Below are 23443 nucleotides of genomic sequence, written 5' to 3'. Positions count from 1 at the left end.
ATGAACGATCATGTGCGCGACCTGGCGTCTGTACGTGACGCGACCGAACGGCTGCTCACCGCAGCCACCAAACTGGACAACGCCCGTGTGACCGAGCCGTCACGGCTGCCCGGCTGGAGCCGCGGTCACGTCCTCGCCCATCTCGCCCGCAACGCGGACGCGCTCACGAACGTCCTCGCCGGACGTCCGATGTACGCCTCCGCCGATGTCCGGGACGCCGACATCGAGCGGGACGCACCGCGCCCCCTGGACGTCCAGGTCACCGATGTACGCGAGAGCGGGGCCCGCTTCCAGGACGAGGCGGCCGTACCCGCGGACTGGTCCCGCACGGTGGAGCTGCGGAACGGGGTCACCGATTCCGCGTCCCGGGTGCCGTTCCGGCGGTGGGTGGAGGTCGAGCTGCACCATGTGGACCTGGGCATCGGGTACGAGCTCGAAGATCTTCCGGAGGGGTTCACCCAGCGCGAGATCAACTTCCTCGCCGAACGGTTCCGGGGGCACCCCGACGTACCCGCCCTCCTGGTCAAGCAGGACGACGGCCGCATGATCTCCTCCGGCCGCCGCGAGGGAGAACCGCTCGTCGTCACCGGCCGTCAGGCCGATCTGCTCGGCTGGCTCGCCGGTCGTCGCGACGGATCGGCACTGACCGTCGACGGCGGACCACTCCCCGCCCTCCCCCCGCTATAGGCTGATCGTCATGACGTACAGCGGAGCGGTGAAGGTCGGCGGCCCTGCCGATGTGCACGAGCTGCAGGACCTGATGATCACGAAGATCGCGGTGGGTCCGATGGACAACAACGCCTATCTGCTGCGCTGCCGGGCCACCGACGAGCAGTTGCTGATCGACGCGGCCAACGAGGCCGGGACGCTGCTCGGGATGATCGGTGACGACGGCATCGCGTCCGTCGTCACCACCCATCAGCACGGCGACCACTGGCAGGCGCTCGCCGAGGTCGTGGCGGTCACGCGCGCGCGTACGTACGCGGGCCGGGACGACGCCGAAGGCATCCCCGTCCCGACGGACGTCCCGGTCGACGACGGCGACACCATCCGAGTGGGGCGCGTGGAGCTGACCGCACGCCATCTGGTGGGCCACACACCGGGCTCGATCGCCCTCGTCTACGACGACCCGCACGGGCACCCTCATGTGTTCACCGGGGACTGTCTCTTCCCGGGCGGTGTGGGCAACACACGTAAGGACCCGAAGGCCTTCGCCAGCCTCATCCGCGACGTCGAGACGAAGATCTTCGACGTGCTCCCGGACGAGTCGTGGGTCTACCCCGGCCACGGCAACGACACCACGCTGGGCGCGGAGCGGCCGCACCTGCCGGAGTGGCACGCGCGGGGCTGGTGAACCACCCGCCGCCCAGCAGGAGTCGACGAGCCCTCGGCCTCGCGCGAGGGCTCGCCACCGCGCACGCCGTCACGCGCCCCGTGTGAACCGAGCGCACGCGCCGGTGTCACGCGCGCGCTCCCGGCGCGCACACTGGCGTAGTCCACTGGAGACAGCCCCGCACAGGATGACGGCTCCTGCGCGGAACGGGCCGCCGGCCTTTCGACCCCCGCCCTCGGCCGGCGGCCCCGGCGTGCGCGTCCGCCCCCGGTCCCGATCCCACGAGCGTTCACAAAAATGCAACACGCGTTCCCACTATGCGGACAGTTGCCCCCGTGACCTCGACAAACAGGACGCCGCACTGCCACTCTCCCGCCATGCATCTCGCCCAACGCGCCCTGCGTCGCACCGCGTCCGCCGCCACTGTCGCCCTGCTCGCCGTCGCCGTGGGCTGTGCCCCGCAGCCGGAGGACAAAGCCACGGCCTCCGGAACGAGCGCGGAGAGCTGCGCGAAGAGCACGTTGCAGACCAAGACCTCCGGCAAGCTGACGATCGCGACCGACGAGCCCGCGTACGAGCCCTGGTTCAAGGACGACAAGCCCGCCAGCGGCAAGGGCTTCGAGTCTGCGGTCGCGTACGCCGTGGCGAAGCAGCTCGGCTACGCCAAGGGGAACGTGGTGTGGCAGAGCGTCCCCTTCAACAAGGCCTTCGCACCCGGTGAGAAGACGTTCGACTTCGACATCAACCAGGTCTCGATCAGCACCGAGCGCAAGAAGGCCGTGGACTTCTCCTCCGGCTACTACGACGTGCGCCAGGCCGTCATCGCACTGAAGAGCTCCAAGGCCGCCAAGGCGAAGAGCGTCGCGGACCTGAAGGGCCTGAAGCTGGGCGCTCAGGTCGGCACCACGAGCCTCGACTACATCAACGACGTCGTGAAGCCGACCCAGGAGCCGGCCGCGTACGCCAAGAACGACCAGGCCAAGTCCGCGCTGAAGAACGGTCAGGTCGACGCCATCGTGGTCGACCTGCCGACGGCGTTCTACATCACCGCCGCCGAGGTGACCGACGCGAAGATCGTCGGGCAGTTCGAGAACCAGGGCGGCACGCCCGAGCAGTTCGGACTCGTCCTCGACAAGGGCAGCGCCCTCACCTCGTGCGTGACCTCCGCGGTGGACGCCCTGCGCAAGGACGGCACGCTGGCGAAGATCGAGAAGCAGTGGCTCTCCGAGGCCGTCGACGCCCCGGTGCTCAAGTGACCGTCACCAAGGAGGAGTCCGGCCAGGAGGACGCGGACGACAGGGGTGACATGTCCGGCGGGGGCGACGCGTACGTCCCCTCGCCACGGCGCATCGAACGCGAGCGCTACAAGCGCACCCGCGCCCGCCGCGCCACCGCGATCGCCGCGCTCTCGACCCTGATCACCGGCGTCGTCCTCTACTTCGTCGTTGTCGGCGCACCCGGCTGGCCACGCACCAAGGAAACCTTCTTCGACGCGCAGTACGCGCGCGAGGCGCTCCCCAAGGTCCTCGAAGGGCTGTGGCTCAACGTCCGGCTGCTGCTGGTGTGCGGCGCCGCCGTGCTCGTCCTGGGCATGCTCATCGCCATCGCCCGCACCCTGCGCGGCCCGGTGTTCTTCCCGCTGCGGGCGCTCGCCGCCGCGTACACCGACTTCTTCCGCGGGCTCCCACTGATCATCAACCTGATGATCGTGGTCCTGGGCGTCCCCGCACTGCGGCTGCAAGGGGTCACCGTGGACCCGGTGCTCCTCGGCGGTACGGCGCTCACGCTGACGTACTCGGCGTACGTCGCCGAGGTGTTCCGCGCCGGCATCGAGTCCGTCCACCCCTCGCAGCGCGCCGCGGCCCGCTCGCTCGGGCTCACCAACCGGCAGGCGCTGCGCCACGTGGTGCTCCCCCAGGCCGTACGCCGCCAGGTGCCGCCGCTGCTCAACGACCTGGTGTCCCTCCAGAAGGACACCGGGCTCGTCTCGATCGGTGGCGCGGTGGACGCGGTGCGGGCCGCCGACATCATCGTGGGCCGCAGCCTCAACTACACGCCGTACATCGTCGCGGGACTGCTCTTCGTCGCGCTGACCATTCCGATGACCCGCTTCACGGACTGGGTCACGGCCCGGATGGACCGGCAGCGGGCGCAGGGAGGAACCCTATGAGCACCACGTCCACGGACGGGTCCCCGGTCCTGCGCATGGAGTCCGTCCGCAAGACCTTCGGCGGTTCCGTCGTGCTGCGGGACGTCGATCTGGAGGTCGCCCCGCACACGGTGACCGCTCTGATCGGCGCGTCGGGGTCCGGCAAGTCGACGCTGCTGCGCTGCGCCAATCTGCTGGAGGAGATCGACGACGGCGCGATCTGGCTGGACGACGAGGAGATCACCGATCCGCGTGCCGACCAGGACGCGGTGCGCCGCCGGATCGGCGTGGTCTTCCAGGCGTACAACCTCTTTCCGCACATGACCGTGCTGGAGAACATCACCCTCGCGCCGCGCCGGGTGCACGGCGTGGGGCGCGCGGCGGCCGAGGAGCACGCGCGCGAGCTGCTCGACCGGCTCGGGCTGGGCGCCAAGGCGACCGAGTACCCGGACCGGCTCAGCGGCGGCCAGCAGCAGCGCGCCGCGATCGTCCGGGCCCTGGCCGTACGACCCCGGCTGCTGCTCCTCGACGAGATCACCGCCGCGCTCGACCCGGAGCTCGTGGGAGAGGTCCTGGCCGTCGTCCGGGACCTGAAGGACGACGGGATGACCATGGTGCTGGCCACGCACGAGATGGGCTTCGCCCGCGAGGTCGCCGACCAGGTGTGCTTCCTGGACGGCGGTGTGGTGCTGGAGCGCGGCACGGCCGAGCAGGTGTTCGGCGACCCGCAGCAGGAGCGCACGCGGCGCTTTCTGCACCGGATCGTGGAGGCGGGGCGGCTTCAGGAGGGCTAGGGCCATGACGGGCAACAGCGCCGGCTCCCGCCCGCGGCCCCCGCTCTAGGCGTCCGCCCGGCCCGTCTCCGCCAGCGCCGCGACCCGCTCCACGGCGAACGCGTAGCCCTGCACCCCGCAGCCCGCGATCACCCCGTCGGCGCGCAGGGAGACGTACGAGTGGTGCCGGAACTCCTCGCGCTGGTGGATGTTGGAGATGTGGACCTCCACCACCGGCAGCCCGTCACAGGTGTTGAGCGCATCCAGGATCGCCACGGAGGTGTGCGAGTAGGCGGCCGGGTTGATCACGATCCCGACGTGGTGCAGCCGTGCCTCGTGGATCCAGTCCACCAGCTCGCCCTCGTGGTTGGACTGCCGGAAGTCCACCGTACCGCCGTGCGCGGCCGCCGCCTTGGCGCACAGGGCCTCCACGTCGGCCAGCGTGTCGGAGCCGTAGATCTCCGGCTGGCGCTGCCCGAGGAGGTTCAGGTTGGGCCCGTTGAGGATCATGATCGGGGCGTTGGCGAGGGTTCGGGTGCGGGGCACGGTTCCTCCGGTCCGTTCGGGTCTGCCGGCCCTTGAGGACCGCTGCTCGGTCCCGGTTTATCACGGTGCGTCAAACAGCTGACCGCCCGTACCCTCCCCCCATGACCGCACCGTCGTACCCTCCCAAGCCCGTACGGGGCGACCGCATAGCCGTGATCTCGCCGTCCTCGGGGCTGCCGGGGCTTCTCCCGCTCCCCCACGAACTGGGCCTGAAGCGGCTGCGCGAGGAGTTCGGGCTGGTGCCCGTCGAGTATCCGGCGACCCGCAGGATGGGCTCCACCCCGCGGGAGAGGGCGGACGACATCCACGCGGCGTTCGCCGACCCGACCGTCAAGGCGGTCATCGCGTCGATCGGCGGCGAGGACCAGATCACCGTGCTGCCGCTGTTGGACCGGGAGTTGATCCGCGCGAACCCGAAGCCGTTCTTCGGGTACAGCGACAACACCAACCTGCACGCGTTCCTGTGGAACACGGGGATCGTGAGCTATCACGGCGGCACGGTGATGGTCGAGTTCGGCCGGCCCGGCGCGATGGCCTCGATCTCCGCCGACTCCCTGCGGGCCGCCCTCTTCACCTCCGGCGAGTACGAGCTGAAGCCCGCCCCTCGGTGGGGCGACGTCAGCCGGGACTGGGCGGATCCGGCGACCTTCGAGTCGGAGCCGGAGACCCGGCCCGGGTACGGCTGGTCCTGGGTGAACGCCGACCGTGTGGTCGAGGGACGCAGTTGGGGCGGCTGTCTGGAGATCGTCTCCTGGCTGCTGATGGCCGACCGTGAGATCTCGCGGGACCTCGCTGTGTACGACGGCGGAGTGCTCTTCCTGGAGACCTCGGAGGACATGCCCAGCGGGGAGGAGGTCTTCATCATCCTCCGGAACATGGGCGAGCGCGGACTGCTGCGACGCTTCCCGGCGTTGCTGATGGGCCGCGCCAGGACGTGGTCCTTCGAACGCCCCAACAGCCCGGAGGAAGGCGCACGTTACGCCGCCGAGCAGCGCGAGAGCGTACTGCGCGCCCTGAAGATATATGCCCCCGACACCATGGCCGTCTTCGATGTGGATCTCGGACACACGGATCCCCAGGTGGTCATCCCGTACGGCGGTGTCGTACGGGTCGACGGGCCCGCCCGGCGCATCACCGTGACGTACTGACGCCGCGGGCGCTCCCGCTGACGCTGAGGGCGCTCCCGCGCGCCCCCGTAACCGTCCGTCACCGTGGGTAGTTGACGCGGCATGCACGACGTACGCACCGTGAAGGCGCCCTCCATGCTCCGGCTCGCGGCCGCCTCGCTCGCCGGGACGGCCATCGAGTTCTACGACTTCTTCGTCTACGGGACCGCTGCCGCCCTGGTACTGGGGCCGCTGTTCTTCCCGACGTTCTCACCGGTGGCGGGGACGCTCGCGGCGTTCGTCACGTTCGGGGCCGGCTTCGTGGCACGGCCGCTCGGTTCGGTGCTGTTCGGGCACATCGGGGACCGGCGCGGGCGGCGGCCGGTCCTCGTCGGCTCCCTGCTGCTGACCGGCGCGGCCACCGTCGCTGTCGGCTGCGTACCGACGTACGACAGGATCGGTACGGCAGCTCCCGTGCTCCTCCTCGTGCTGCGTTTCCTCCAGGGCCTCGGGCTCGGCGGGGAGTGGGGCGGGGCGGTGCTGCTGACCGCGGAGCACGCGCCCGCGGGGCGGCGTGGGCTGTGGTCGAGCTTCCCTCAGATCGGGCCGTCCCTGGGGTTCGTGCTGGCCAACGGCGGTCTGCTGATCCTGTCGGCGACGCTGTCCGAGGACCAGTTCGCGGCATGGGGGTGGCGGGTGCCGTTCTGGGCGGCGGGGGTGCTCGCGGCGGCCGGGCTGTGGCTGCGCGGTTCGCTGGTGGAGAGTCCTCGATTCCTCGAAATCGACGACCACGCGCGCGTGCCGTTCGCCGAGGTCGTCCGTGGACACTGGCGGCTGGTGCTGCTGACGGCCGGCGCGCTGGCAGTCGGGTACGCGGTGTTCTACGCGGTGACGACCTGGTCCCTCTCCTACGCGACCGAGCATCTGGGGGTGAGTCGTACCGTCATGCTGGCCTGCATCATGGCCGCGGTCGTGGTGAAGGGCTCCCTGACGCCGCTGGCCGCCCACCTGAGCGACCGTTACGGGCGGCGGCCGTTGTGCCTCGCGGGTTGTGCGGGCGCCGTGCTGTGGATGTTCCCGATGGTCGCGCTGCTGTCGACCGGCGAGCCTGTGCTGATGTTCCTCGGCATCCTGGGGGCGTTGATCGCCTTCATCACGATGTTCGCCGTGATCGCCGCGTATCTGCCGGAGTTGTACGAGCCCCGGGTGCGCTGCACGGGCGCCGCCGTGGGCTACAACCTGGGCGGAGTGCTCGGCGGCGCGCTCACGCCGATCGTCGCCACGGCGCTGGCGCAACACGAGGGGCGGGTGCCCTGGGGCGTCGGCGCCTATCTGACGGCCATCGCGCTGCTCAGCCTGGGCTGCTTCGCGCTGCTTCCGGAGACGCGGCCGGTGCCGCGCATGACGGCGGTGCAGGCGACGGAGTGAACGCCGGGACCCGAACGCCGGGACCCGGGGGCGCCCGCCGCATCTCGCCCGAGCGCGGCCTACGGATTGACCGCCAGCTCCAAGTACGCGGCGAACACCACCAGGTGCACACCGCCCTGGAGCGGTGTGGCGCGGCCCGGTACCACGGTCAGGGAGCTCACTACCACGGTCAGCAGGAGCAGCACCATGTGCGTGGAGCCGAGGCCGAGCACCAGGGGGCCGGAGAGCCAGACGGATGCGAGGGCGACGGCGGGGATCGTCAGGCCGATGCTGGCCATCGCCGAGCCGAGGGCGAGGTTCAGGCTGGTCTGTACCCGGTCGCGGCGGGCGGACCTCAGCGCAGCGATGGTCTCGGGGAGCAGCACGAGCAGCGCGATGATCACGCCGACCACGGACTGCGGCATTCCGGCCGCCTCCACGCCGGATTCGATGGTGGGCGACACCCCCTTGGCGAGGCCGACGACACCTACCAGGGCGAGGCCGAGCAGTCCGAGGCTGATGCCTGCGGTTCGGGCGGTGGGCGCGTCGGCGTGGGTCTCCGCGTCGATCACCTCGCCGTGCCGGGTGATCGGCAGGAAGTAGTCGCGGTGGCGCACGGTCTGCGTCGTCACGAACAGTCCGTACAGGATCAGTGAGGCGAGCGCGGCGAAGGTGAGCTGGGTCGTGGAGAACTCCGGGCCCGGCTTGCTGGTCGTGAAGGTCGGGAACACCAGGCTGAGCGTGGCCAGCGTCGCGACCGTCGCCAGGGCGGCTCCGGTGCCCTCCGCGTTGAAGACCGCGAGCCCGTGGCGCAGCGAGGCGACCAGCAGGCAGATCCCCACGATGCCGTTGCAGGTGATCATCACGGCGGCGAACACCGTGTCGCGCGCCAGGGTCGCGCTCTTGCCGCCGCCGTCCGCCATCAGGGTGACGATCAGCGCGACCTCGATGATCGTCACGGCGACGGCGAGGACGAGTGAGCCGAAGGGTTCACCGACCCGGTGCGCGACGACCTCGGCGTGATGCACGGCGGCCAGCACGGCTCCGGCCAGTACCAGCGTCACCAGTGCGACGACCGCGCCGGGCAGGTCGCGGCCCCAGGTGAGGGCAAGCAGGACGATCGCGGCCACGGGCACGACGGCCGTCCACTGCATCACAAGGGACCGGAGCCGAACGATCATGCGGCGATCGTCCCAGGCCCGCCCGGACCCCGCACTCCGGCCCGGGCCCCGCACGCCGACCGCGCGGGGCCCGGGCCGGGTTGAGGGCAGCGGGCCGGGCACTTCTTCGGGTCGGTCATCTCACGCACGTCGCCGTCGATGAACGGCGGCCTCGTCCACTGAGAGGCCGACTGCCCGGCCGCCCTGGTGTTCCTGTCCTCGACGCGGTCAGACGTCGATGCTGTCCTTCGGAGCGCCTTCGGTCTGCTTCTGCGCCGCCTGCTTCCTGGAGGCGATCAGGCTGGTGATCGTGGTGATGACGAGGACCGAGCAGATCACACCGAGGGAGGCCGGGACGGAGATCTCGGGTACGTGGACGCCGGACTCGTGCAGCGCGTGCAGCACCAGTTTGATGCCGATGAAGCCGAGGATGACGGACAGACCGTAGGAGAGGTGGACCAGCTTCCTGAGCAGCCCGCCGATCAGGAAGTACAGCTGCCTCAGGCCCATCAGCGCGAACGCGTTGGCGGTGAACACGATGTACGGATCCTGCGTCAGGCCGAAGATCGCGGGGATCGAGTCGAGCGCGAAGAGCACGTCCGTGGTGCCGATCGCGAGCACGACGACCAGCATCGGTGTCATGACCCGCTTGCCGTTCTGCTCGATCCACAGCTTCGTGCCGTGATAGCGGTCGGCCACGCCGAAGCGCTTCTCCGCGGCCTTGAGCAGCCTGTTCTCCTCGAACTCCTCCTCCGGCTCGTCAGCCCTGGCCTCCTGGATGAGCTTCCAGGCGGTGTAGATCAGGAACGCGCCGAATATGTAGAAGACCCACGCGAAGCTGGAGATGATCGCGGCACCCGCGGCGATGAAGATCGCCCGCAGGACGAGGGCTATGAGGACACCGATGAGAAGCACTCGCTGCTGGTACTGCGAGGGCACCGCGAACTTCGCCATGATCAGGACGAAGACGAAGAGGTTGTCGACGCTCAGAGACTTCTCGGTGATGAAGCCGGCGAAGAACTCTCCGGCCGGCTGACCGCCGGAGAAGACGAGCAGTCCCAGGCCGAAGAGTCCGGCGAGGACGATCCAGACGATGGTCCAGGTGCCGGCTTCCTTGATCGACACGTCGTGCGGTTTACGGCCGATGAAGAAGTCGACCGCGATGAGGGCGCCAAGGCCCACGATTGTCAGGACCCACAGGGTCAGGGAAACATCCACTGCGCCTCCGGCAGTACGTAACGGCAGATTTCAGCGTCGTCGCTACCGGAGGTCTCTTCCACCCGAGACGGCCGGGACGCTTGATGCGCCCAGCGCCTGCGGGCCGACGCCCCGGGATCTGGCCTGATCCGTATTGACGGGTACGCCGCAGCAGGTAGGGAGTACTCCCCTCCGTACGAAAGACAGTACCCGAATCACCAAGGAAAGGTAAAGGAATTAGCAAAGAAAATCCCAAGTTGCCTGGTCAGGGCATCTTTACCCGCTCTTGGGGCTTGGGTCTTGGAGGAGGGAGCCTCGGCCAGTGCTCGACGCGTCCAGCCTGTCGTCAGCGGTTCCATGCGCGGCGAGCCGCCGCGATGTGCGCGAGCACCTGGTGCAGTACCTGGCTGCCCGGCGGCACCGTCACAGGCTCGTACGTCCAGGCATGGCCCACCCACGGGTCGGCGAGGTGTTCGTCGGGGACGGGAGTGAGGCGTAGCAGCGAGCGCCAGAGCGGGTCGAGCAGCGGCCCGTAGGCGGCGGCGTCCTCCCGGTCGGCGACCATCATCAGATGGACGCCGACGGCCGGGCCCTCGTCCGCGAGATAGCGCAGCTGGGTCACGGCACGGTCGTCGAAGCCGTGCGGAAAGTCGTTGACGATCAGTAGCTGTTCGGCCGTGTCCAGGTCGGGGGGCAGCGAGTCGGCCGCGCCGCCGCGCACCGCCATCTGCACCAGGTCGACGCGCTGGATGAGCCGGGCCAGCATGTCCGCCACGCCCGCGGCACCGACAGCGGGCGGGTCGGCGAGCACCCCGGACTGTGTCAGGGGCGCGAGCGCGGAGGCGCCCGAGCCGGCCGGGTCGATGACGTGCACGGTGAACTCGCCCGCCGGATGGACGGCGAGCAGCCGCGCGGCATGCGCCACCGCCGTGTCCATGGCGAGGCGGCGCAGCTCGTCGGCGTCGGCGAGCGAGCCGTCACGGGATCCGGCGCGGCCGCTGTCGATCCACAGACCGCGCTCCAACGGCAGCCTGACCAGCATGGGGATGCGCAGTCCTTCGCTCTCCGGGAGGTGGAGATCGCCCAGGCGCACGGCCATGGGGGTCTCCATCGGCACCCGGTAGCCGTGCCAGACCGGATTGTCCCAGCGCGCGTAAGCCGGGGGCAGCGCGGGCTCGACGACGTCCGACTCGGCCATGAGCTGGGCGAGGTCGCGGTCGAGTGCCGCGCGGGCCTGGTCGACGAGTTGGGCGTGCTTGGCCTGGGCCGCCTCCCGCACGGCGTCGCCCTGCCCGCCGATGCGGCTGCGCGGATCCGACAGGGCCTTGTCGAGCTCCTGTTCCCTGCGGGAGTCCGCGAAGTCGACGGCGCTGCGGTACGCGGCCGTGGCGCGCGCCAGGTCCTCGAACATGCCCCACACCTGGTTGTAGAGCCGCTCCTCCATGGTCCAGCCGGTCGCGTCTCCCGCGACGGGCTGTGCGGAATGCCCCGGCGCGGCCGGCGGCGGGGGCGGCGGGGGCGCGACGTTCTGCCGGGCGGGGTGGCTGTAGTCGATCGGGCCGCCCGCGCCGGGCGTTGCGGGCCGGGCGGCGGCGGAGTCCGGCCGGACGGGAGCGCCGGGGTGCCCTTCCTGCGGCACCGAACGGCCGGCGGCGTGATCTGGCTGCGGTGCCGCACCGCTCTGCGGGCCCGCGCCGTCGTACGGCGAGCCGGGCTGGGGCCTGCCGGGGGTCCCCTGGTGCGGCTGTACGTGGTCGGCGGCGACCTGCGCTGCGCCCTGCGATACCGGTCGGGCGTGCGTCTGGTCCGAGCCCGGGGCGGAGGCGGCGGGGGGCGTGCGCTCCCCGTCCGGCAGGCGTGGCGGTGCCGCCACCGAACGCGCCAGACCTTGGGCCACTGCTTCGTTGATGCCGGCCGCGAGCTGCTGTGCCTGCGGCAGTCCCTGGTCGGCGAAGAGCTCGGCGAGACCGCCCGCGTATCCCTGACCGACCGCGCGCACCTTCCAGGCGTCCTGTCTGCGGTAGAGCTCCAGAGCCACCACCGCCGACTCGGCATTCAGTCCGGTGATCGTGTAGCTGGCGATCTCGGCGCCGTCGAGTCCGGTGACCGCGACGAAGGGGGCCGCGACGGCGCCGAACCGGGCCGGGCCACCGCCTCCCGTCGGCAGGGCGAGCAGTACATGCACGCGGTGCACGGTCCCTGGCAGGGCGTCCAGGTCGAAGGCGAGGCGGTGGTCGGCCGCCGCCTGCTTGGAGACCTCGAGGCCGGGCAGCGTGGGCGCACCCGGATGGGCCACCCACTCGACGCCGCGGACCTTGCCCTGCTCGTCGCCGAGCGTGGCCCCGGCCACGATCGGTGTGCCGGCAGATACCCGGACCTCAAGTCGGGCCTGGGGGAGCGGATGGTTCTGCCCCCGGACCAGCTCGGCCGTCATCGCCTTCGTCCCCCTGCTGTCACCGCGTCCGCTGCGCGCCGCGCCGCTGCTCGTCGTGTCCGTCTGCCGCGCCGAACCCCTTACAGGTGCGGCAGGATCGCCGGCATCAGGTCCTGGAAAGTACGGCCGTTGCTGGGCGTGCCCAGGGCGGTCATCTGCCAGCCCGCACCCGCCCGGTGCACCTTCGCCATGATCTGGGCCGTGTACTGGCCGCCGCCCGCCAGCGTGTACCGCGCGAGCTCCTCGCCGTTGGTTTCGTCGACCAGACGGCAGAACGCGTTCTGCACCTCCTGGAAGGTCTGGCCGGTGAACGAGTTCACGGTGAAGACGATCTGGTCGATGTGGACCGGGAGGCGCTGCAGGTCGACGAGGATCGCCTCGTCGTCGCCGCCCTGGCCGACACCACCGACCAGGTTGTCGCCGGTGTGTCGCACGGAGCCGTCGTCGCTGACGAGGTGGCGGAAGAACACCACGTCGACCGGCTGCTTGTCCGCGAACAGCACGGCGGACGCGTCGAGGTCGATCTCCCGGGTGCGCGAGCCGAACAGGCCGCGCCGGGGGGCCGCCTGCCAGCCGAGCCCCATGCGCACCGCGGTCAGGGTGCCCCCGTCATTCTTCTGCAGACTGATGGCCTGACCCTTGGTCATGTTGACCGTCACGCGCTGATCCCCTCTCGAACTGTCCCCTGTTGCCGCGGAGCCCGCGGATAACCAAAACCCTACGCAGCGCCACTGACAGTGCCGAACCCCGGGCCGCCGTTTGTGTCGGTCTTGCAACACAGCGGTGTGCGCGAGCACCGCGGACAGCGGAGCCGCGGTACGACGGGGAACGGTGCAGGGCAGCGGATCGGGGGGCGGTCGGACGGGGCGGTTCGGGGTGCCGGCCCGGGCGTGGCCGGCACCCGTGCGTGCCCGTCAGGCCAGGCCCGCCTCCTTCATCTGCCGCAGCTCCTTCTTCATCTCGGAGACCTCGTCACGCAGCCGGGCCGCGATCTCGAACTGAAGGTCGGCCGCGGCGGCGCGCATGCGGTTGGTCAGTTCCTCGATCTCCTCGGCGAGTTTCGCCGCCGGACGGTCGGTCGGCACCGTCTCCTTGGCCTTGCCCTTGGCGGACTTGGCGCCCTTGGCCGCCGCCTTTCCGCCGAGTGACGGCACCGGTGCCTTCGCGCCCTTGCCGTCCTTCGCCTGGCGATAGCCCGAGCCGAGCAGTTGCTCCGTGTCGATGTCCTCGCGGGCGATCTGCGCCACGATGTCGTTGATCTTCTTGCGGAGTGGCTGCGGGTCGATGCCCTTCTCCTTGTTGTACGCGACCTGCTTCTCCCGGCGGCGATTGGTCTCGTCGATCGCCTTCTCCATCGCCGGGGTGATCTTGTCGGCGTACATGTGGACCTGGCCGGACACATTGCGCGCCGCGCGGCCGATGGTCTGGATCAGCGACGTTCCGGAGCGCAGGAAGCCCTCCTTGTCGGCGTCGAGGATCGCCACCAGGGAGACCTCGGGCAGGTCGAGGCCCTCACGCAGCAGGTTGATGCCGACCAGTACGTCGTACTCACCGGCGCGCAGTTCGCGCAGCAGCTCGACGCGGCGCAGGGTGTCGACGTCGCTGTGCAGGTAGCGGACCTGAATGCCCAGTTCGAGGAAGTAGTCGGTGAGGTCCTCGGCCATCTTCTTGGTGAGCGTGGTGACCAGGACGCGCTCGTCCTTCTCGGTGCGCTTGCGGATCTCGTGCACCAGATCGTCGATCTGGCCCTCGGTGGGCTTGACCACGACCTCGGGGTCGATGAGGCCGGTGGGGCGGATGATCTGCTCGACGAAACCGTCCCCGCGCGAGAGCTCGTACTTGCCCGGCGTCGCCGACAGATAGACGGCCTGGCCGATGCGCTCCTGGAACTCCTCCCACTTCAGGGGGCGGTTGTCCAGGGCGGAAGGCAGGCGGAAGCCGTGGTCGACGAGGGTGCGCTTGCGGGAGGCGTCTCCTTCGTACATGGCGCCGATCTGCGGCACGGTGACGTGCGACTCGTCGATGACGAGCAGGAAGTCGTCCGGGAAGTAGTCGAGCAGCGTGTTCGGCGGGGAGCCGGGCTCGCGGCCGTCGAAGTGCATCGAGTAGTTCTCGACGCCGGAGCAGGACCCGATCTGGCGGAGCATCTCGAGGTCGTACGTCGTCCGCATCCTCAAGCGCTGGGCCTCCAGGAGCTTGCCCTGCTTCTCCAGCTCGGTGAGGCGCTCCCCCAGCTCCTTCTCGATGTCGTTGGCGGCCCGCTCCAGGCGTTCGGGGCCCGCGACGTAGTGGGAGGCCGGGAAGACGTACAGATGCTGGTCGTCGCTGATGATCTCGCCGGTGAGCGGGTGCAGGGTGGAGAGCGCCTCGATCTCGTCGCCGAACATCTCGATGCGGACGGCCAGCTCCTCGTAGACCGGGAAGATCTCGATGGTGTCGCCGCGGACCCGGAAGGTGCCCCGGGTGAAGGCCAGGTCGTTGCGCGTGTACTGGATGTCGACGAAGCGGCGCAGCAGGTCGTCGCGGTCGACCTCGTCGCCGACCCTGAGCGGGACCATCCGGTCCACGTACTCCTGCGGAGTACCCAGGCCGTAGATGCAGGAGACCGAGGCGACCACGACGACATCGCGGCGGGTGAGCAGCGAGTTGGTCGCGGAGTGGCGCAGGCGCTCGACCTCCTCGTTGATCGAGGAGTCCTTCTCGATGTAGGTGTCCGACTGCGGGACGTACGCCTCGGGCTGGTAGTAGTCGTAGTACGAGACGAAGTATTCGACGGCGTTGTTCGGCAGCAGCTCGCGGAACTCGTTGGCCAGCTGGGCGGCCAGTGTCTTGTTCGGCGCCATCACGAGGGTGGGGCGCTGGAGCTTCTCGATCATCCACGCGGTGGTGGCGGACTTGCCGGTGCCGGTCGCGCCGAGCAGGACGACGTCCTTCTCACCTGCACGGATACGTCGGTCGAGCTCAGCGATGGCCGCCGGCTGGTCGCCGCTGGGCTGGTAGGGACTGACGACCTCGAAGGGCGCCACCGTGCGTTCGATCTTGGAAACGGGCCGCATGCAATCCACCGTACGACCCCGCACTGACAACGGGGTCCGATCACCAGCGCTGCGGGGTGCGGGGGCCGCGGTGTCCATGGCGCTCGCCGGGGCGGGACGCGGGGCGCCGGCCGGTGTGGGTGACGGTGGGGTGGGCGGGGACGCCCGGCCTGTTCTCGGTGGGGGTCCAGTCGGGCTTGCCCATGACCATCATCGGGTCGAACAGTACGACGACGCCGGCCAGACACAGGAAGACGAGCGGACCGATCATCAATGGGGCGAGCAGGGCGGCGGGCGAGTCGCCCGCCGGTGCGCCGGCCGAGCCGTGCAGATGGACGCTGAGGGCGGCCATGCCGGTGTAGTGCATACCGCTGACGGCGAGCCCCATGACGAGACTGGCGCCCACACTCCACATGAAGCCGCGCACCTGTCCGGCCGCCCAGAGCGCGGCGATCGCGGCCACGACCGCTATCACCACGGAGGCGGAGACGGTGAGGGTGTTGTACTCGAGCTTTCCGTTGAGGCGCATCCCGGCCATGCCCAGGTAGTGCATCGAGGCGACTCCCAGACCGGTGATCGTGCCCCCGGTGAAAAGAGCCGCTCCGGAAGCCCCCCGGTATCCGACTATGAAGATCCCTACGCCGACCATGAGGATGGCGACGCCCAGGCTCGCGAACGTGGTCGCCTGGTCGTAGTGGATGGGGGTTTCCTTGACGCTGAACCCCATCATCGCGATGAAGTGCATCGTCCATATGCCGGAGCCGATCGCGGCCGACCCTAGGGCGAGCCAGCCGGCCCGCCAGGACCGGGCGACCAGCATCGACCGGGTGGTGCAGCGCAGCCCGAGCGCACCGCCCAGGAAGGCCATGAGGTACGCCACCAGCGGTGTGACGAGTCCGTAGCTGAAGCCGTCGACGGTGCCCTGCATGCGCGGCCGTCCTCCCCACCCTGTCGCGTCCTGAAATCCCGGTGAATACCTCCGCCCCCAGTACCGCCACAACGGCCAGGGTTGACGCAGAGAGTATGACCCCCACCGGAATGGTCGAACGATTTTCCGGCAAAGAAACACGCGCCTACCCCGGTTGTGTGGCGCCTGTGAACGGATTTGGGCAACACCATTCAATCTGTGCCCATCCTGCACTCCGCTTCCGATGACCGTCTGCTGTCACTCTTGTGCTGTCCGTGATTGCTCGACGCGAGGAGTACGCATGCACGCGCGCGTTGCCGCCGCCACGACCACCGCGCTTATCGGGGCCACCGTCGCCATACTCCCCACGCCTCACGCCGGGGCCGCGGCCGGCGACGGCCCGGTGATCGTCTCCCACCGCGGGGCCTCCGCGTACGCGCCCGAGAACACCCTGGCCTCGATCGACAAAGCGGCCGCCATGGGCTTCAGCTGGGTCGAGAACGACGTACAGCGCACCAGGGACGGTGAACTCGTCGTCATCCACGACGACACTCTTGCGCGCACAACCGACGTCGAACAGGTGTATCCGAACCGGGCACCCTGGAAGGTGAAGGACTTCACCGCCGAGGAGATCTCGCGTCTCGATGCGGGCAGTTGGTTCGGCTCCCGGTACAAGGGCACACGCGTGCCGACGCTGAAGCAGTACATGAACCGCGTCTCGCGCAACCATCAAAAACTCGTTTTGGAGATCAAGAACCCGGAGCTCTATCCGGGCATCGAGCGTCAGACCCTCAGGCTGCTCGGCAACGAGGGGTGGCTCAAGCCCGGTCGCCTCAAGAGGCGGCTGATCGTGCAGAGCTTCAGCATCGGGAGCCTGCGCACGGTCCACCGGCTGCGCCCCGGCATCAAGACCGGTTACCTGGGCACGCCGTCGATCGCGGCCCTGCCCGCGTACGCGGAGTTCGCCGACCAGATCAACGCCTCGTACACCTCGATCTCGGCCGGTTACGTCTCCGCGCTCCACTCGTTCGACGGACCGCACGGCAAGCCGCTGGAGATCCTCACCTGGACCGTGAACAGCGGTGACACGGCGCGCCGTGTCACCCGCTACGGCGTGGACGGCATCATCACGAACACTCCCGACGTGGTCCGGCGGGCGGTGACCGCGTACTGAACCGGCCGTCCACCCTCCTGTGGAACCGTTCCTTCACCCGGGGGTGCGGACATGGGCCGTGTCCGCACCCCCGGGGGTTGTCAGTGGCGCGCCGTACGGTGGGCGCATGAAGAGTGTTGAGCGCAGCGAGCAGCAGGTCGTGTGGGCCGTCGTCGGCACGGACATCGGTCCGCTGCTGCTCGCCGCGACCGGCGACGGCCTGGTGAACGTGGTGTTCCACGCGACGGACGCGGTGCGCGACAAGGCGCTGGAGCGGCTCGCGTCCCGGCTCGGTTCAGAGCCCGTCGAGGATCCCGGCTCCCCGTTCCTGGCCGAGGCGATACGCCAGGTGACGGCGTACTTCGCGGGTGAGCGGCGCGACTTCGAGCTGCCCTTGGACTGGTCCCTGATCTCCGGCTTCAACCGCCAGGTGCTGCGCGAGCTGGCGTCCGGCGTGCCGTACGGCGCGGTCGTGGGGTACGGCGACCTGGCCCGGCGGGTCGGTCAGCCGGGCGCGGCGCAGGCAGTGGGCATGGCCATGGGCTCGAATCCGCTGCCGGTGGTCGTCCCGTGTCACCGGGTGGTCGAGAGCGACGGTGGCATCGGGGGGTTCGGCGGCGGGCTGGAGGCCAAGCGGAAGCTGCTGGCGCTCGAAGGGGTGCTGCCGGAACCGCTGTTCTGAGGAGCTCTACGGGGAAGGGCGTCAGAGGCTGATGTGGTACGCCTTGCGGAGCGTCTCGTGCACGGTCCAGGTCGTCCGGTCACCCTCGCGCAGGACCGCCGCGTCGCCCGGTCCGACCTCGATGACGGCGCCGCCCTCGACCTCGATCGTGGCGCGGCCGCTCACGACCACGAAGAGTTCGTTCGCCTCGGTGTCGGTCACCACGCCCGGCGTGATCTGCCAGATGCCCCGCACCTGCTTGCCGTCGGCGGATTCCCACAGCACCTTGCCCGTCACGACCGGGGCGCCGGAGACGATCTGGGCCGGGTCGAGCGGCTCCGCTTCGAGTTCCGCGTCGGGGATGTGGACGGCGAAGGACGGGGTGGACTGGGCGTTCGTGGTCATGGCCGGTCACCCTAGCCGGACGGCCGCTGCCTCCGGCGACCGGCCGCACCCATGCCCTGCCCGTGCGTCGGGGCGGCCCCGGTGATGCGGTGCCCCCGGCGCCTACTCGTAGTGTCGTGCCTCGAAGACGTTGCCGTCCGGGTCACGGAAGTAGAAGCTGCGCTTGGCCTTTCCCCGGGCGCCGAAGGAGTCGTACGAGAAGTCCGAGACCGGGACCGTCCGATCCTCCAGGCGCGCCCGTAGGGCGTCGAAATCGTCCCTCTGAAGGGACAGGCACACATGGTTGACGGGGTGCCCGGCGCTGTCGGCGGCCCCAGGGAGCATGTTCATGTGCTCCACCAGGGAGAGCGGGGCGAGGTCGAAGATCGTCTCCTCGTTGAGGCGCACCGAGGGGAACGGGTCCTTCCCCGCGGCGAAACCGGGGACCCGAAGGGGTTCGAGGCCGACCGTCTTCTCGTAGAAGTCGGCCGCGGCCACCGGGTCCCGTACCCAGAGGACGACATGGTCGAGACGTGGCGAGTTGTCCGTCATACCCCTCAGGCTGGTGCCGTCCCCCACAGCTCGCAAGGGTTTGGCCGGGCGCGCCGCCCGCCAGAGATGAGGAAAGACCGACAGACAGGAGGCGCGCGTGCTGGTGGTGTCCGAAGAGGTACGGGAGGCGCTCGCCGCGCACCGGCCGGTGGTGGCTCTGGAGTCCACGATCATCGCGCACGGGCTGCCGCGTCCGCGCAATCTCCAGGTCGCTCTGGAGCTGGAGGACGTCGTACGGCAGGAGGGTGCCGTGCCCGCGACGATCGCCGTGCTCGACGGGCATCCCCGTGTCGGCCTGGACAAGGAACAGCTGGAGCGGGTCGCCAACGAGGACGGGATCCGCAAGCTGGGGCATCGCGATCTGCCGCTCGCGGTGGCGGCGGGCGCGAGCGGCGCGACCACGGTGTCGGCGACTGCTCTGCTGGCGGCCCTCGCGGGCGTACGGGTGTTCGCGACGGGCGGTCTCGGCGGGGTGCACCGCGAGTGGACGGTGACGCAGGACGAGTCGGCCGACCTGGGACTGCTGGCACGCACCCGGATCACGGTGGTGTGCGCGGGCGTGAAGTCCATCCTGGACGTGCCCGCGACGCTGCAGCGGCTGGAGACCCTGGGAGTCGCGGTGGCCGGGTACGGCACGGCGCGCTTTCCCGGCTTCTATCTGTCCGACTCCGGGTATCCGGTGGACTGGACGCTTCGGTCGCCGCGGCAGGTCGCGGATGTCATGCGCGCGCAGGACGCGCTCGACGGCCCGGAGTCGGCGCTCATCGTCGCCCATCCCGTCCCCGAGGACGAACAGCTCGATCCCGAGCTCCACGCGCGCGTACTCGCCGACGCGCTGCACGCGTGCGAGGCGGAGGGCGTCACGGGCCAGGCGGTCACCCCGTTCCTCCTCGACTACCTGGTACGCCACACCGAGGGTGCCTCGCTGAGCGCCAACCTGGCGGCGGTACGGGGCAACGTACGCCTCGCGGGGCGGATCGCGGCGGCCTGGGCCGGGGCATGAACGCTCCCGGCGCCGGGGCGCTGCTCGTCGTCGGTGACGTCGTCACTGATGTCGTCGCGCGGCACCGGGGGCCGCTCGCGTCGGGCACCGACACGGCCGCCGCCATCCGGACGGTGCCGGGTGGCGCGGGCGCCAACGTTGCCTGCTGGGCGGCTCATTGGGGCTGGGCGGACGTACGGCTGCTCGGGCGGGTGGGGGCCGACGGGGCCGCCTGGCACGAGCGGGAGCTGACGGCTTCGGGGGTACGTCCTCGTCTGGTCGTCGATCCCGACGTGCCGACAGGAACGGTGATCTGTCTGGTGGACACGGGCGCTTCGGCCGAGCGCACCTTCCTGACGGACAGCGGGGCCTCGCTGCGGCTGGCGCCCGGGGACTGGTCGAACGCGCTGCTCGACGGTGTCGTACGACTGCATCTGTCGGGTTATCTGCTGTTCTCGGAGCAGAGTCGGGCGCTGGTGGCGGCGGCGTTGGAATCGGCACGCGCGCGTGGGGTGCCGGTGAGTCTTGATCCGGCGTCGGCGGGGTTCCTGGCGGAGCTTGGAGTGGACCGCTTCCTGGCCCTCATCGAGGGGGTGGACGTCCTGCTGCCCAGCCGCGACGAGGCCTGTCTGCTGACCGGGTTGCCCGATCCGGCGGACGCGGCGGCCAAGTTGAGCCGCCACGTTCCCCTGGTGGTCGCCAAGCAGGGCGCGGAGGGAGCGCTGGTGGCAGAGGCGGGCGCCGTCCGGGCGCGGGTACCGGCAACGCCCGCGACGCCTCGGGACACGACAGGCGCGGGCGACGCCTTCACGGGCGCCTTCCTCGCGGCCCTCCTGGTCGGCGTGGAACCCGCCCAGGCCGCGGCGGAAGGGTGCCGGGCGGGTGCTGCCGCGGTGGCAGGGGTGGGCGGGAGACCGCCGAGCGGCACGCGCCAGAACAGGGGTGCGGTCAAACTCGATTGAGGTGCGGCATGACGAAGAACCGGGAACGCTTCCCCCCGCCCCTCACGCCTTGCGGCCCCACGCCGAGATCATCGGGGCCGTGGCCAGGTCCATGGCGCCGGCCGCCACATTGGCCAGGTGGAGGTCGATGTCCGCGTTCGTGGCATGGCCTGAGGAGACCAGCTGGTCCCGGATCTGACGGATCGTCGCGGCCTCGAGGGTGGCGCAGGCGGGCGAGGTGACGGGGAAGTGCGCGTCGGCCTCCACTCGGCGCAGACCTGCCGCACGGAGCAGGCGAGGGAGCTTACGACCGTACGAGAGGTCGACGCCGCGCTCGGCCAGCAGCAAGCGGAATCCGTCGCGCAGGCGGTTCGCCAGCTGCTGCTCGGGGCCGTGCTCGTCGGGGCACAGCAGCGGCTGGAGCGCCGGGTCGGCGTCCTCGAGCAGCAGCCGTCCGCCCGGCCGGAGCGCCTTGACCATCGACCGCAACGCCCGCTCCTGGTCCGGAACATGGACCAGTACGAGGCGGGCGTGCACGAGGTCGAAGCCCTCCCCCGGCGGCTCCTCCACCCCCACGTCGTGCGTGCGCACCTCGACCGGATGGCGCGCGGCCGACGCCGCGCACGAGGTGTCGGTGTCCGTCGCGACAACCTTCCCCGTCGGTCCGACCTTCTTGGCCAGCCAGGAGATCACGGACGTGCCGCTTGCGCCGACTTCCCAGCAGCGCCAGCCGGACCCGATGCCGAAGCCCTCGATGTGCCGGAACGTCGTGGGGTCGAAGACGGCGGCGACGGCGTCGTAACTCTGCCCCGCCTCGGGCTGCCGGTTGTCGAGGAGATACCCGTCGGTTCGCGTCATGACGAGATCATCCCAGTTGACCGACTTGTCCGTGCGGGGCGACGCTCCGCGCCCTTCTGCGCACAATCGCGGCACACGGTCGTCTCACAACCGCCATACCGAAGCGGAACATTCCGTTCCCACAGGCTTTTCCGGCGCTCGAACCGGACTGGCAGACTGGCCCGCGAAGGCGCAAGGTGCGGCGCGGAGAGATCCACGCAAGGAGATCCGGATGTCCATGGCAGGGAATCTGCGGAAGGTCACAGGCCTCGACAGGGTCGGGGGCCTTCGCAAGGTGGCACGGCTGGCGCAACGCCGTGCGCGGGTCGACCTGAGTCACCCCGCCAGGTCGCCCCTGGGCTCCGCGGTGGTGAACTGCGTGATGTATCAGGACGGCGTACGGATGCCGGGCGGTCACGATCTGGTCGAGGCCGTGGAGCGGGTCCGCAAGAAGGACGACGGCTTCGTCTGGCTCGGGCTGCACGAGCCGACGGACCAGGAGTTCGCGGGCATCGCCGAGCTGTTCGACCTGCATCCGCTGGCGGTCGAGGACGCGGTGGAGGCTCATCAGCGCCCGAAGCTGGAGCGGTACGGGGAGACGCTGTTCGCGGTCTTCAAGACGGTCTGCTACGTCGAGCACACGGAGCTGACCGCGACGAGTGAGGTGGTGAACACGGGCGAGATCATGGTGTTCATCGGCCCCGCCTTCGTGATCACGGTGCGGCACGGCCGGCATGGTTCTCTCGGCCCCCTGCGCGAGGAGCTGGAGGCCACACCGCAGCAGCTCGCCAAGGGGCCGGCCGCGGTGCTGCATGCGATCGCGGACCATGTCGTCGACGACTATCTGAGCGTCACGGACGCGGTGCAGGAGGACATCGACCAGGTCGAGACGGATGTGTTCGCGGCGAGCGGTGCGCGGGTCGACGCGGGACGCATCTACCAGCTCAAGCGCGAACTCCTGGAACTGAAGCGAGCGGTGATGCCACTCAGCCGCCCCGTACAGGAGCTGGCCACCCGGCCGATCCGAGTGATCGACCAGGAGATACAGGCGTACTTCCGGGACGTCTCCGACCACCTGCTGCGGGTGTCCGAGCAGATCGCCGCGTTCGACGAACTGCTCAACTCGATCCTGCAAGCGCATCTCGCGCAGGTCAGCGTCGCGCAGAACGAGGACATGCGGAAGATCACCGCGTGGGCCTCGCTCATCGCGGTGCCGACGATGGTGTGCGGTGTGTACGGCATGAACTTCGAGTTCATGCCCGAGCTGCACTGGAGGTTCGGCTACCCGATGGTCATGGCCGTCATAGCCGTGGGCTGCGTCACTCTGTACCGGGGCTTCAAGCGCAACGACTGGCTGTGACGCGGCGAGGCAGTGGGCGGCTGGGGACCGGAAGACCAGCCGGGTCAGTGCGTCACGCTCCTCGCGTAGACGCTCTCGACCCACACGGCGATCTGGTCGTCCGTCAGATGCTGGGCCAGGTCGGCCTCGCTGATCATGCCGACGAGGCGCTTGTCCTCGATGACGGGAAGCCGGCGGATCTGGTGCCCCTGCATCTCGTCGAGCACTTCAGTGACGTCGGCACTCGCATCGATCCAGCGCGGGGTGCCCTGGGCCATCTCGCCCGCGGTCACCCGTGCCGGGTCGCGCCCCATGGCCACGCAGCCGACGACGATGTCGCGGTCGGTGAGGATGCCGCAGAGCCGTTCGTTCTCGTCGCTGATGGGCAGGGCTCCGACGTTGAGCTCGCGCATCAGCTGGGCGGCGCGGTCCAGGGTTTCGTGGGCGGGAATCCACTGGGCACCACGGTGCATGATTTCTCCGGCGGTGGTCATGAAGTACCTCCCGGTGCCGGACGGCCGGCGCGGCGCGGGACACACCGCTAGTC

At 70.0% G+C, this 23443-nt stretch carries 23 protein-coding genes; 12 read left to right on the top strand and 11 right to left on the bottom strand.

Annotated features, from left to right (window positions below; translation table 11 throughout):
- The 5 genes from SAVERM_RS32335 (at nt 1) to SAVERM_RS32315 (ending at nt 4276) form a co-directional block, all read left to right on the top strand.
- Entirely contained in the window at nt 1-687 is a 687-nt protein-coding gene (locus SAVERM_RS32335) for a maleylpyruvate isomerase family mycothiol-dependent enzyme (protein ID WP_037646831.1), read from the top strand.
- A 10-nt stretch (nt 688-697) separates the two neighbouring features.
- Nucleotides 698-1354, top strand: coding sequence for an MBL fold metallo-hydrolase (locus tag SAVERM_RS32330; RefSeq protein WP_010987685.1), 657 nt, complete (start codon nt 698-700; stop codon nt 1352-1354).
- Between the two features lie 356 nt (nt 1355-1710).
- Entirely contained in the window at nt 1711-2589 is an 879-nt protein-coding gene (locus SAVERM_RS32325) for an ABC transporter substrate-binding protein (protein ID WP_037646829.1), read from the top strand.
- The gene (locus SAVERM_RS32320) at nt 2586-3503 is read left to right on the top strand and encodes an amino acid ABC transporter permease (protein WP_037646827.1); all 918 of its coding nucleotides are present in this window, start codon (nt 2586-2588) and stop codon (nt 3501-3503) included. Before SAVERM_RS32325 ends, SAVERM_RS32320 begins: the two co-directional genes overlap by 4 nt.
- Nucleotides 3500-4276: an amino acid ABC transporter ATP-binding protein gene (locus SAVERM_RS32315; protein WP_010987682.1), complete on the top strand. Its 777-nt coding sequence runs from the start codon at nt 3500-3502 to the stop codon at nt 4274-4276. The genes SAVERM_RS32320 and SAVERM_RS32315 overlap by 4 nt, the downstream gene beginning before the upstream one ends.
- A 45-nt stretch (nt 4277-4321) precedes the next feature.
- Here SAVERM_RS32315 and aroQ read toward each other — a convergent pair whose 3' ends face one another.
- Entirely contained in the window at nt 4322-4765 is a 444-nt protein-coding gene (aroQ, locus tag SAVERM_RS32310; protein WP_037646950.1) for a type II 3-dehydroquinate dehydratase, read from the bottom strand.
- A gap of 137 nt (nt 4766-4902) precedes the next feature.
- Between aroQ and SAVERM_RS32305 the strand changes: the two genes are divergently transcribed.
- Together SAVERM_RS32305 and SAVERM_RS32300 are read left to right on the top strand one after the other, a co-directional pair.
- On the top strand, nt 4903-5949 hold the full coding sequence (locus SAVERM_RS32305) for a S66 family peptidase (RefSeq protein ID WP_037646825.1): 1047 nt from the start codon (nt 4903-4905) through the stop codon (nt 5947-5949).
- Nucleotides 5950-6030: 81 nt separating this feature from the next.
- Nucleotides 6031-7335 carry an MFS transporter gene (locus tag SAVERM_RS32300; protein WP_010987679.1) on the top strand — a complete coding sequence of 435 codons (1305 nt, stop codon included), beginning with the start codon at nt 6031-6033 and terminating at the stop codon, nt 7333-7335.
- Nucleotides 7336-7394: 59 nt separating this feature from the next.
- Here SAVERM_RS32300 and SAVERM_RS32295 read toward each other — a convergent pair whose 3' ends face one another.
- The 6 genes from SAVERM_RS32295 to SAVERM_RS32270 form a co-directional block, all read right to left on the bottom strand.
- Nucleotides 7395-8495, bottom strand: a complete 1101-nt coding sequence (locus tag SAVERM_RS32295; RefSeq protein WP_010987678.1) for a calcium:cation antiporter — start codon at nt 8493-8495, stop codon at nt 7395-7397.
- A gap of 207 nt (nt 8496-8702) precedes the next feature.
- Complete coding sequence (locus tag SAVERM_RS32290) at nt 8703-9692, bottom strand: TerC family protein (protein ID WP_010987677.1); 990 nt, start codon at nt 9690-9692, stop codon at nt 8703-8705.
- 325 nt (nt 9693-10017) lie between these two features.
- Nucleotides 10018-12105: a TerD family protein gene (locus tag SAVERM_RS32285; protein WP_010987676.1), complete on the bottom strand. Its 2088-nt coding sequence runs from the start codon at nt 12103-12105 to the stop codon at nt 10018-10020.
- 80 nt (nt 12106-12185) lie between these two features.
- Nucleotides 12186-12764: a TerD family protein gene (locus SAVERM_RS32280; RefSeq protein WP_010987675.1), complete on the bottom strand. Its 579-nt coding sequence runs from the start codon at nt 12762-12764 to the stop codon at nt 12186-12188.
- A 255-nt stretch (nt 12765-13019) separates the two neighbouring features.
- Nucleotides 13020-15161: an excinuclease ABC subunit UvrB gene (gene uvrB / locus SAVERM_RS32275; protein ID WP_010987674.1), complete on the bottom strand. Its 2142-nt coding sequence runs from the start codon at nt 15159-15161 to the stop codon at nt 13020-13022.
- 40 nt (nt 15162-15201) lie between these two features.
- On the bottom strand, nt 15202-16068 hold the full coding sequence (locus tag SAVERM_RS32270) for an MHYT domain-containing protein (RefSeq protein ID WP_010987673.1): 867 nt from the start codon (nt 16066-16068) through the stop codon (nt 15202-15204).
- Nucleotides 16069-16348: 280 nt separating this feature from the next.
- Between SAVERM_RS32270 and SAVERM_RS32265 the strand changes: the two genes are divergently transcribed.
- Together SAVERM_RS32265 and SAVERM_RS32260 are read left to right on the top strand one after the other, a co-directional pair.
- Entirely contained in the window at nt 16349-17221 is an 873-nt protein-coding gene (locus SAVERM_RS32265; protein ID WP_010987672.1) for a glycerophosphodiester phosphodiesterase, read from the top strand.
- 106 nt (nt 17222-17327) lie between these two features.
- A complete protein-coding gene (locus SAVERM_RS32260; protein ID WP_010987671.1) occupies nt 17328-17882 on the top strand; it encodes a methylated-DNA--[protein]-cysteine S-methyltransferase in 555 nt (184 codons plus the stop codon).
- Nucleotides 17883-17903: 21 nt separating this feature from the next.
- Here SAVERM_RS32260 and SAVERM_RS32255 read toward each other — a convergent pair whose 3' ends face one another.
- The gene (locus SAVERM_RS32255; protein WP_010987670.1) at nt 17904-18266 is read right to left on the bottom strand and encodes a cupin domain-containing protein; all 363 of its coding nucleotides are present in this window, start codon (nt 18264-18266) and stop codon (nt 17904-17906) included.
- Between the two features lie 102 nt (nt 18267-18368).
- On the bottom strand, nt 18369-18797 hold the full coding sequence (locus SAVERM_RS32250; protein ID WP_037646822.1) for a VOC family protein: 429 nt from the start codon (nt 18795-18797) through the stop codon (nt 18369-18371).
- A gap of 97 nt (nt 18798-18894) precedes the next feature.
- Here SAVERM_RS32250 and SAVERM_RS32245 point away from each other — a divergent pair, with 97 nt between their 5' ends.
- Nucleotides 18895-19800 carry a pseudouridine-5'-phosphate glycosidase gene (locus SAVERM_RS32245; protein WP_010987668.1) on the top strand — a complete coding sequence of 302 codons (906 nt, stop codon included), beginning with the start codon at nt 18895-18897 and terminating at the stop codon, nt 19798-19800.
- Nucleotides 19797-20741, top strand: coding sequence for a carbohydrate kinase family protein (locus SAVERM_RS32240; RefSeq protein ID WP_010987667.1), 945 nt, complete (start codon nt 19797-19799; stop codon nt 20739-20741). Before SAVERM_RS32245 ends, SAVERM_RS32240 begins: the two co-directional genes overlap by 4 nt.
- A 42-nt stretch (nt 20742-20783) precedes the next feature.
- On the opposite strand, the gene SAVERM_RS32235 is transcribed toward SAVERM_RS32240, so the two are convergent.
- The gene (locus SAVERM_RS32235) at nt 20784-21578 is read right to left on the bottom strand and encodes a methyltransferase domain-containing protein (protein WP_010987666.1); all 795 of its coding nucleotides are present in this window, start codon (nt 21576-21578) and stop codon (nt 20784-20786) included.
- A gap of 211 nt (nt 21579-21789) precedes the next feature.
- Here SAVERM_RS32235 and corA point away from each other — a divergent pair, with 211 nt between their 5' ends.
- Nucleotides 21790-22917, top strand: coding sequence for a magnesium/cobalt transporter CorA (gene corA, locus SAVERM_RS32230; RefSeq protein WP_037646819.1), 1128 nt, complete (start codon nt 21790-21792; stop codon nt 22915-22917).
- A 44-nt stretch (nt 22918-22961) separates the two neighbouring features.
- Here the strand turns inward: corA and SAVERM_RS32225 are convergent, their stop codons facing one another.
- Complete coding sequence (locus SAVERM_RS32225; RefSeq protein ID WP_037646817.1) at nt 22962-23390, bottom strand: CBS domain-containing protein; 429 nt, start codon at nt 23388-23390, stop codon at nt 22962-22964.
- Nucleotides 23391-23443 lie beyond the last annotated feature (53 nt).

It is taken from the genome of Streptomyces avermitilis MA-4680 = NBRC 14893, from assembly GCF_000009765.2.
Lineage (GTDB): Bacteria > Actinomycetota > Actinomycetes > Streptomycetales > Streptomycetaceae > Streptomyces > Streptomyces avermitilis.
Note: the sequence above shows the minus strand (reverse complement) of the source record. Positions and strands in the feature narration are given on the sequence as shown.

Excerpts from the sequence above, each read along its gene's own strand:
- SAVERM_RS32335 (WP_037646831.1), top strand. The coding sequence starts at position 1 with ATGAACGATCATGTGCGCGACCTGGCGTCTGTACGTGACGCGACCGAA.
- SAVERM_RS32330 (WP_010987685.1), top strand. The coding sequence starts at position 698 with ATGACGTACAGCGGAGCGGTGAAGGTCGGCGGCCCTGCCGATGTGCAC.
- SAVERM_RS32325 (WP_037646829.1), top strand. The coding sequence starts at position 1,711 with ATGCATCTCGCCCAACGCGCCCTGCGTCGCACCGCGTCCGCCGCCACT.
- SAVERM_RS32315 (WP_010987682.1), top strand. The coding sequence starts at position 3,500 with ATGAGCACCACGTCCACGGACGGGTCCCCGGTCCTGCGCATGGAGTCC.
- aroQ (WP_037646950.1), bottom strand. The coding sequence starts at position 4,765 with ATGATCCTCAACGGGCCCAACCTGAACCTCCTCGGGCAGCGCCAGCCG.
- SAVERM_RS32305 (WP_037646825.1), top strand. The coding sequence starts at position 4,903 with ATGACCGCACCGTCGTACCCTCCCAAGCCCGTACGGGGCGACCGCATA.
- SAVERM_RS32300 (WP_010987679.1), top strand. The coding sequence starts at position 6,031 with ATGCACGACGTACGCACCGTGAAGGCGCCCTCCATGCTCCGGCTCGCG.
- SAVERM_RS32295 (WP_010987678.1), bottom strand. The coding sequence starts at position 8,495 with ATGATCGTTCGGCTCCGGTCCCTTGTGATGCAGTGGACGGCCGTCGTG.
- SAVERM_RS32285 (WP_010987676.1), bottom strand. The coding sequence starts at position 12,105 with ATGACGGCCGAGCTGGTCCGGGGGCAGAACCATCCGCTCCCCCAGGCC.
- uvrB (WP_010987674.1), bottom strand. The coding sequence starts at position 15,161 with ATGCGGCCCGTTTCCAAGATCGAACGCACGGTGGCGCCCTTCGAGGTC.
- SAVERM_RS32270 (WP_010987673.1), bottom strand. The coding sequence starts at position 16,068 with ATGCAGGGCACCGTCGACGGCTTCAGCTACGGACTCGTCACACCGCTG.
- SAVERM_RS32265 (WP_010987672.1), top strand. The coding sequence starts at position 16,349 with ATGCACGCGCGCGTTGCCGCCGCCACGACCACCGCGCTTATCGGGGCC.
- SAVERM_RS32260 (WP_010987671.1), top strand. The coding sequence starts at position 17,328 with ATGAAGAGTGTTGAGCGCAGCGAGCAGCAGGTCGTGTGGGCCGTCGTC.
- SAVERM_RS32255 (WP_010987670.1), bottom strand. The coding sequence starts at position 18,266 with ATGACCACGAACGCCCAGTCCACCCCGTCCTTCGCCGTCCACATCCCC.
- SAVERM_RS32250 (WP_037646822.1), bottom strand. The coding sequence starts at position 18,797 with ATGACGGACAACTCGCCACGTCTCGACCATGTCGTCCTCTGGGTACGG.
- SAVERM_RS32240 (WP_010987667.1), top strand. The coding sequence starts at position 19,797 with ATGAACGCTCCCGGCGCCGGGGCGCTGCTCGTCGTCGGTGACGTCGTC.
- SAVERM_RS32235 (WP_010987666.1), bottom strand. The coding sequence starts at position 21,578 with ATGACGCGAACCGACGGGTATCTCCTCGACAACCGGCAGCCCGAGGCG.
- corA (WP_037646819.1), top strand. The coding sequence starts at position 21,790 with ATGTCCATGGCAGGGAATCTGCGGAAGGTCACAGGCCTCGACAGGGTC.
- SAVERM_RS32225 (WP_037646817.1), bottom strand. The coding sequence starts at position 23,390 with ATGACCACCGCCGGAGAAATCATGCACCGTGGTGCCCAGTGGATTCCC.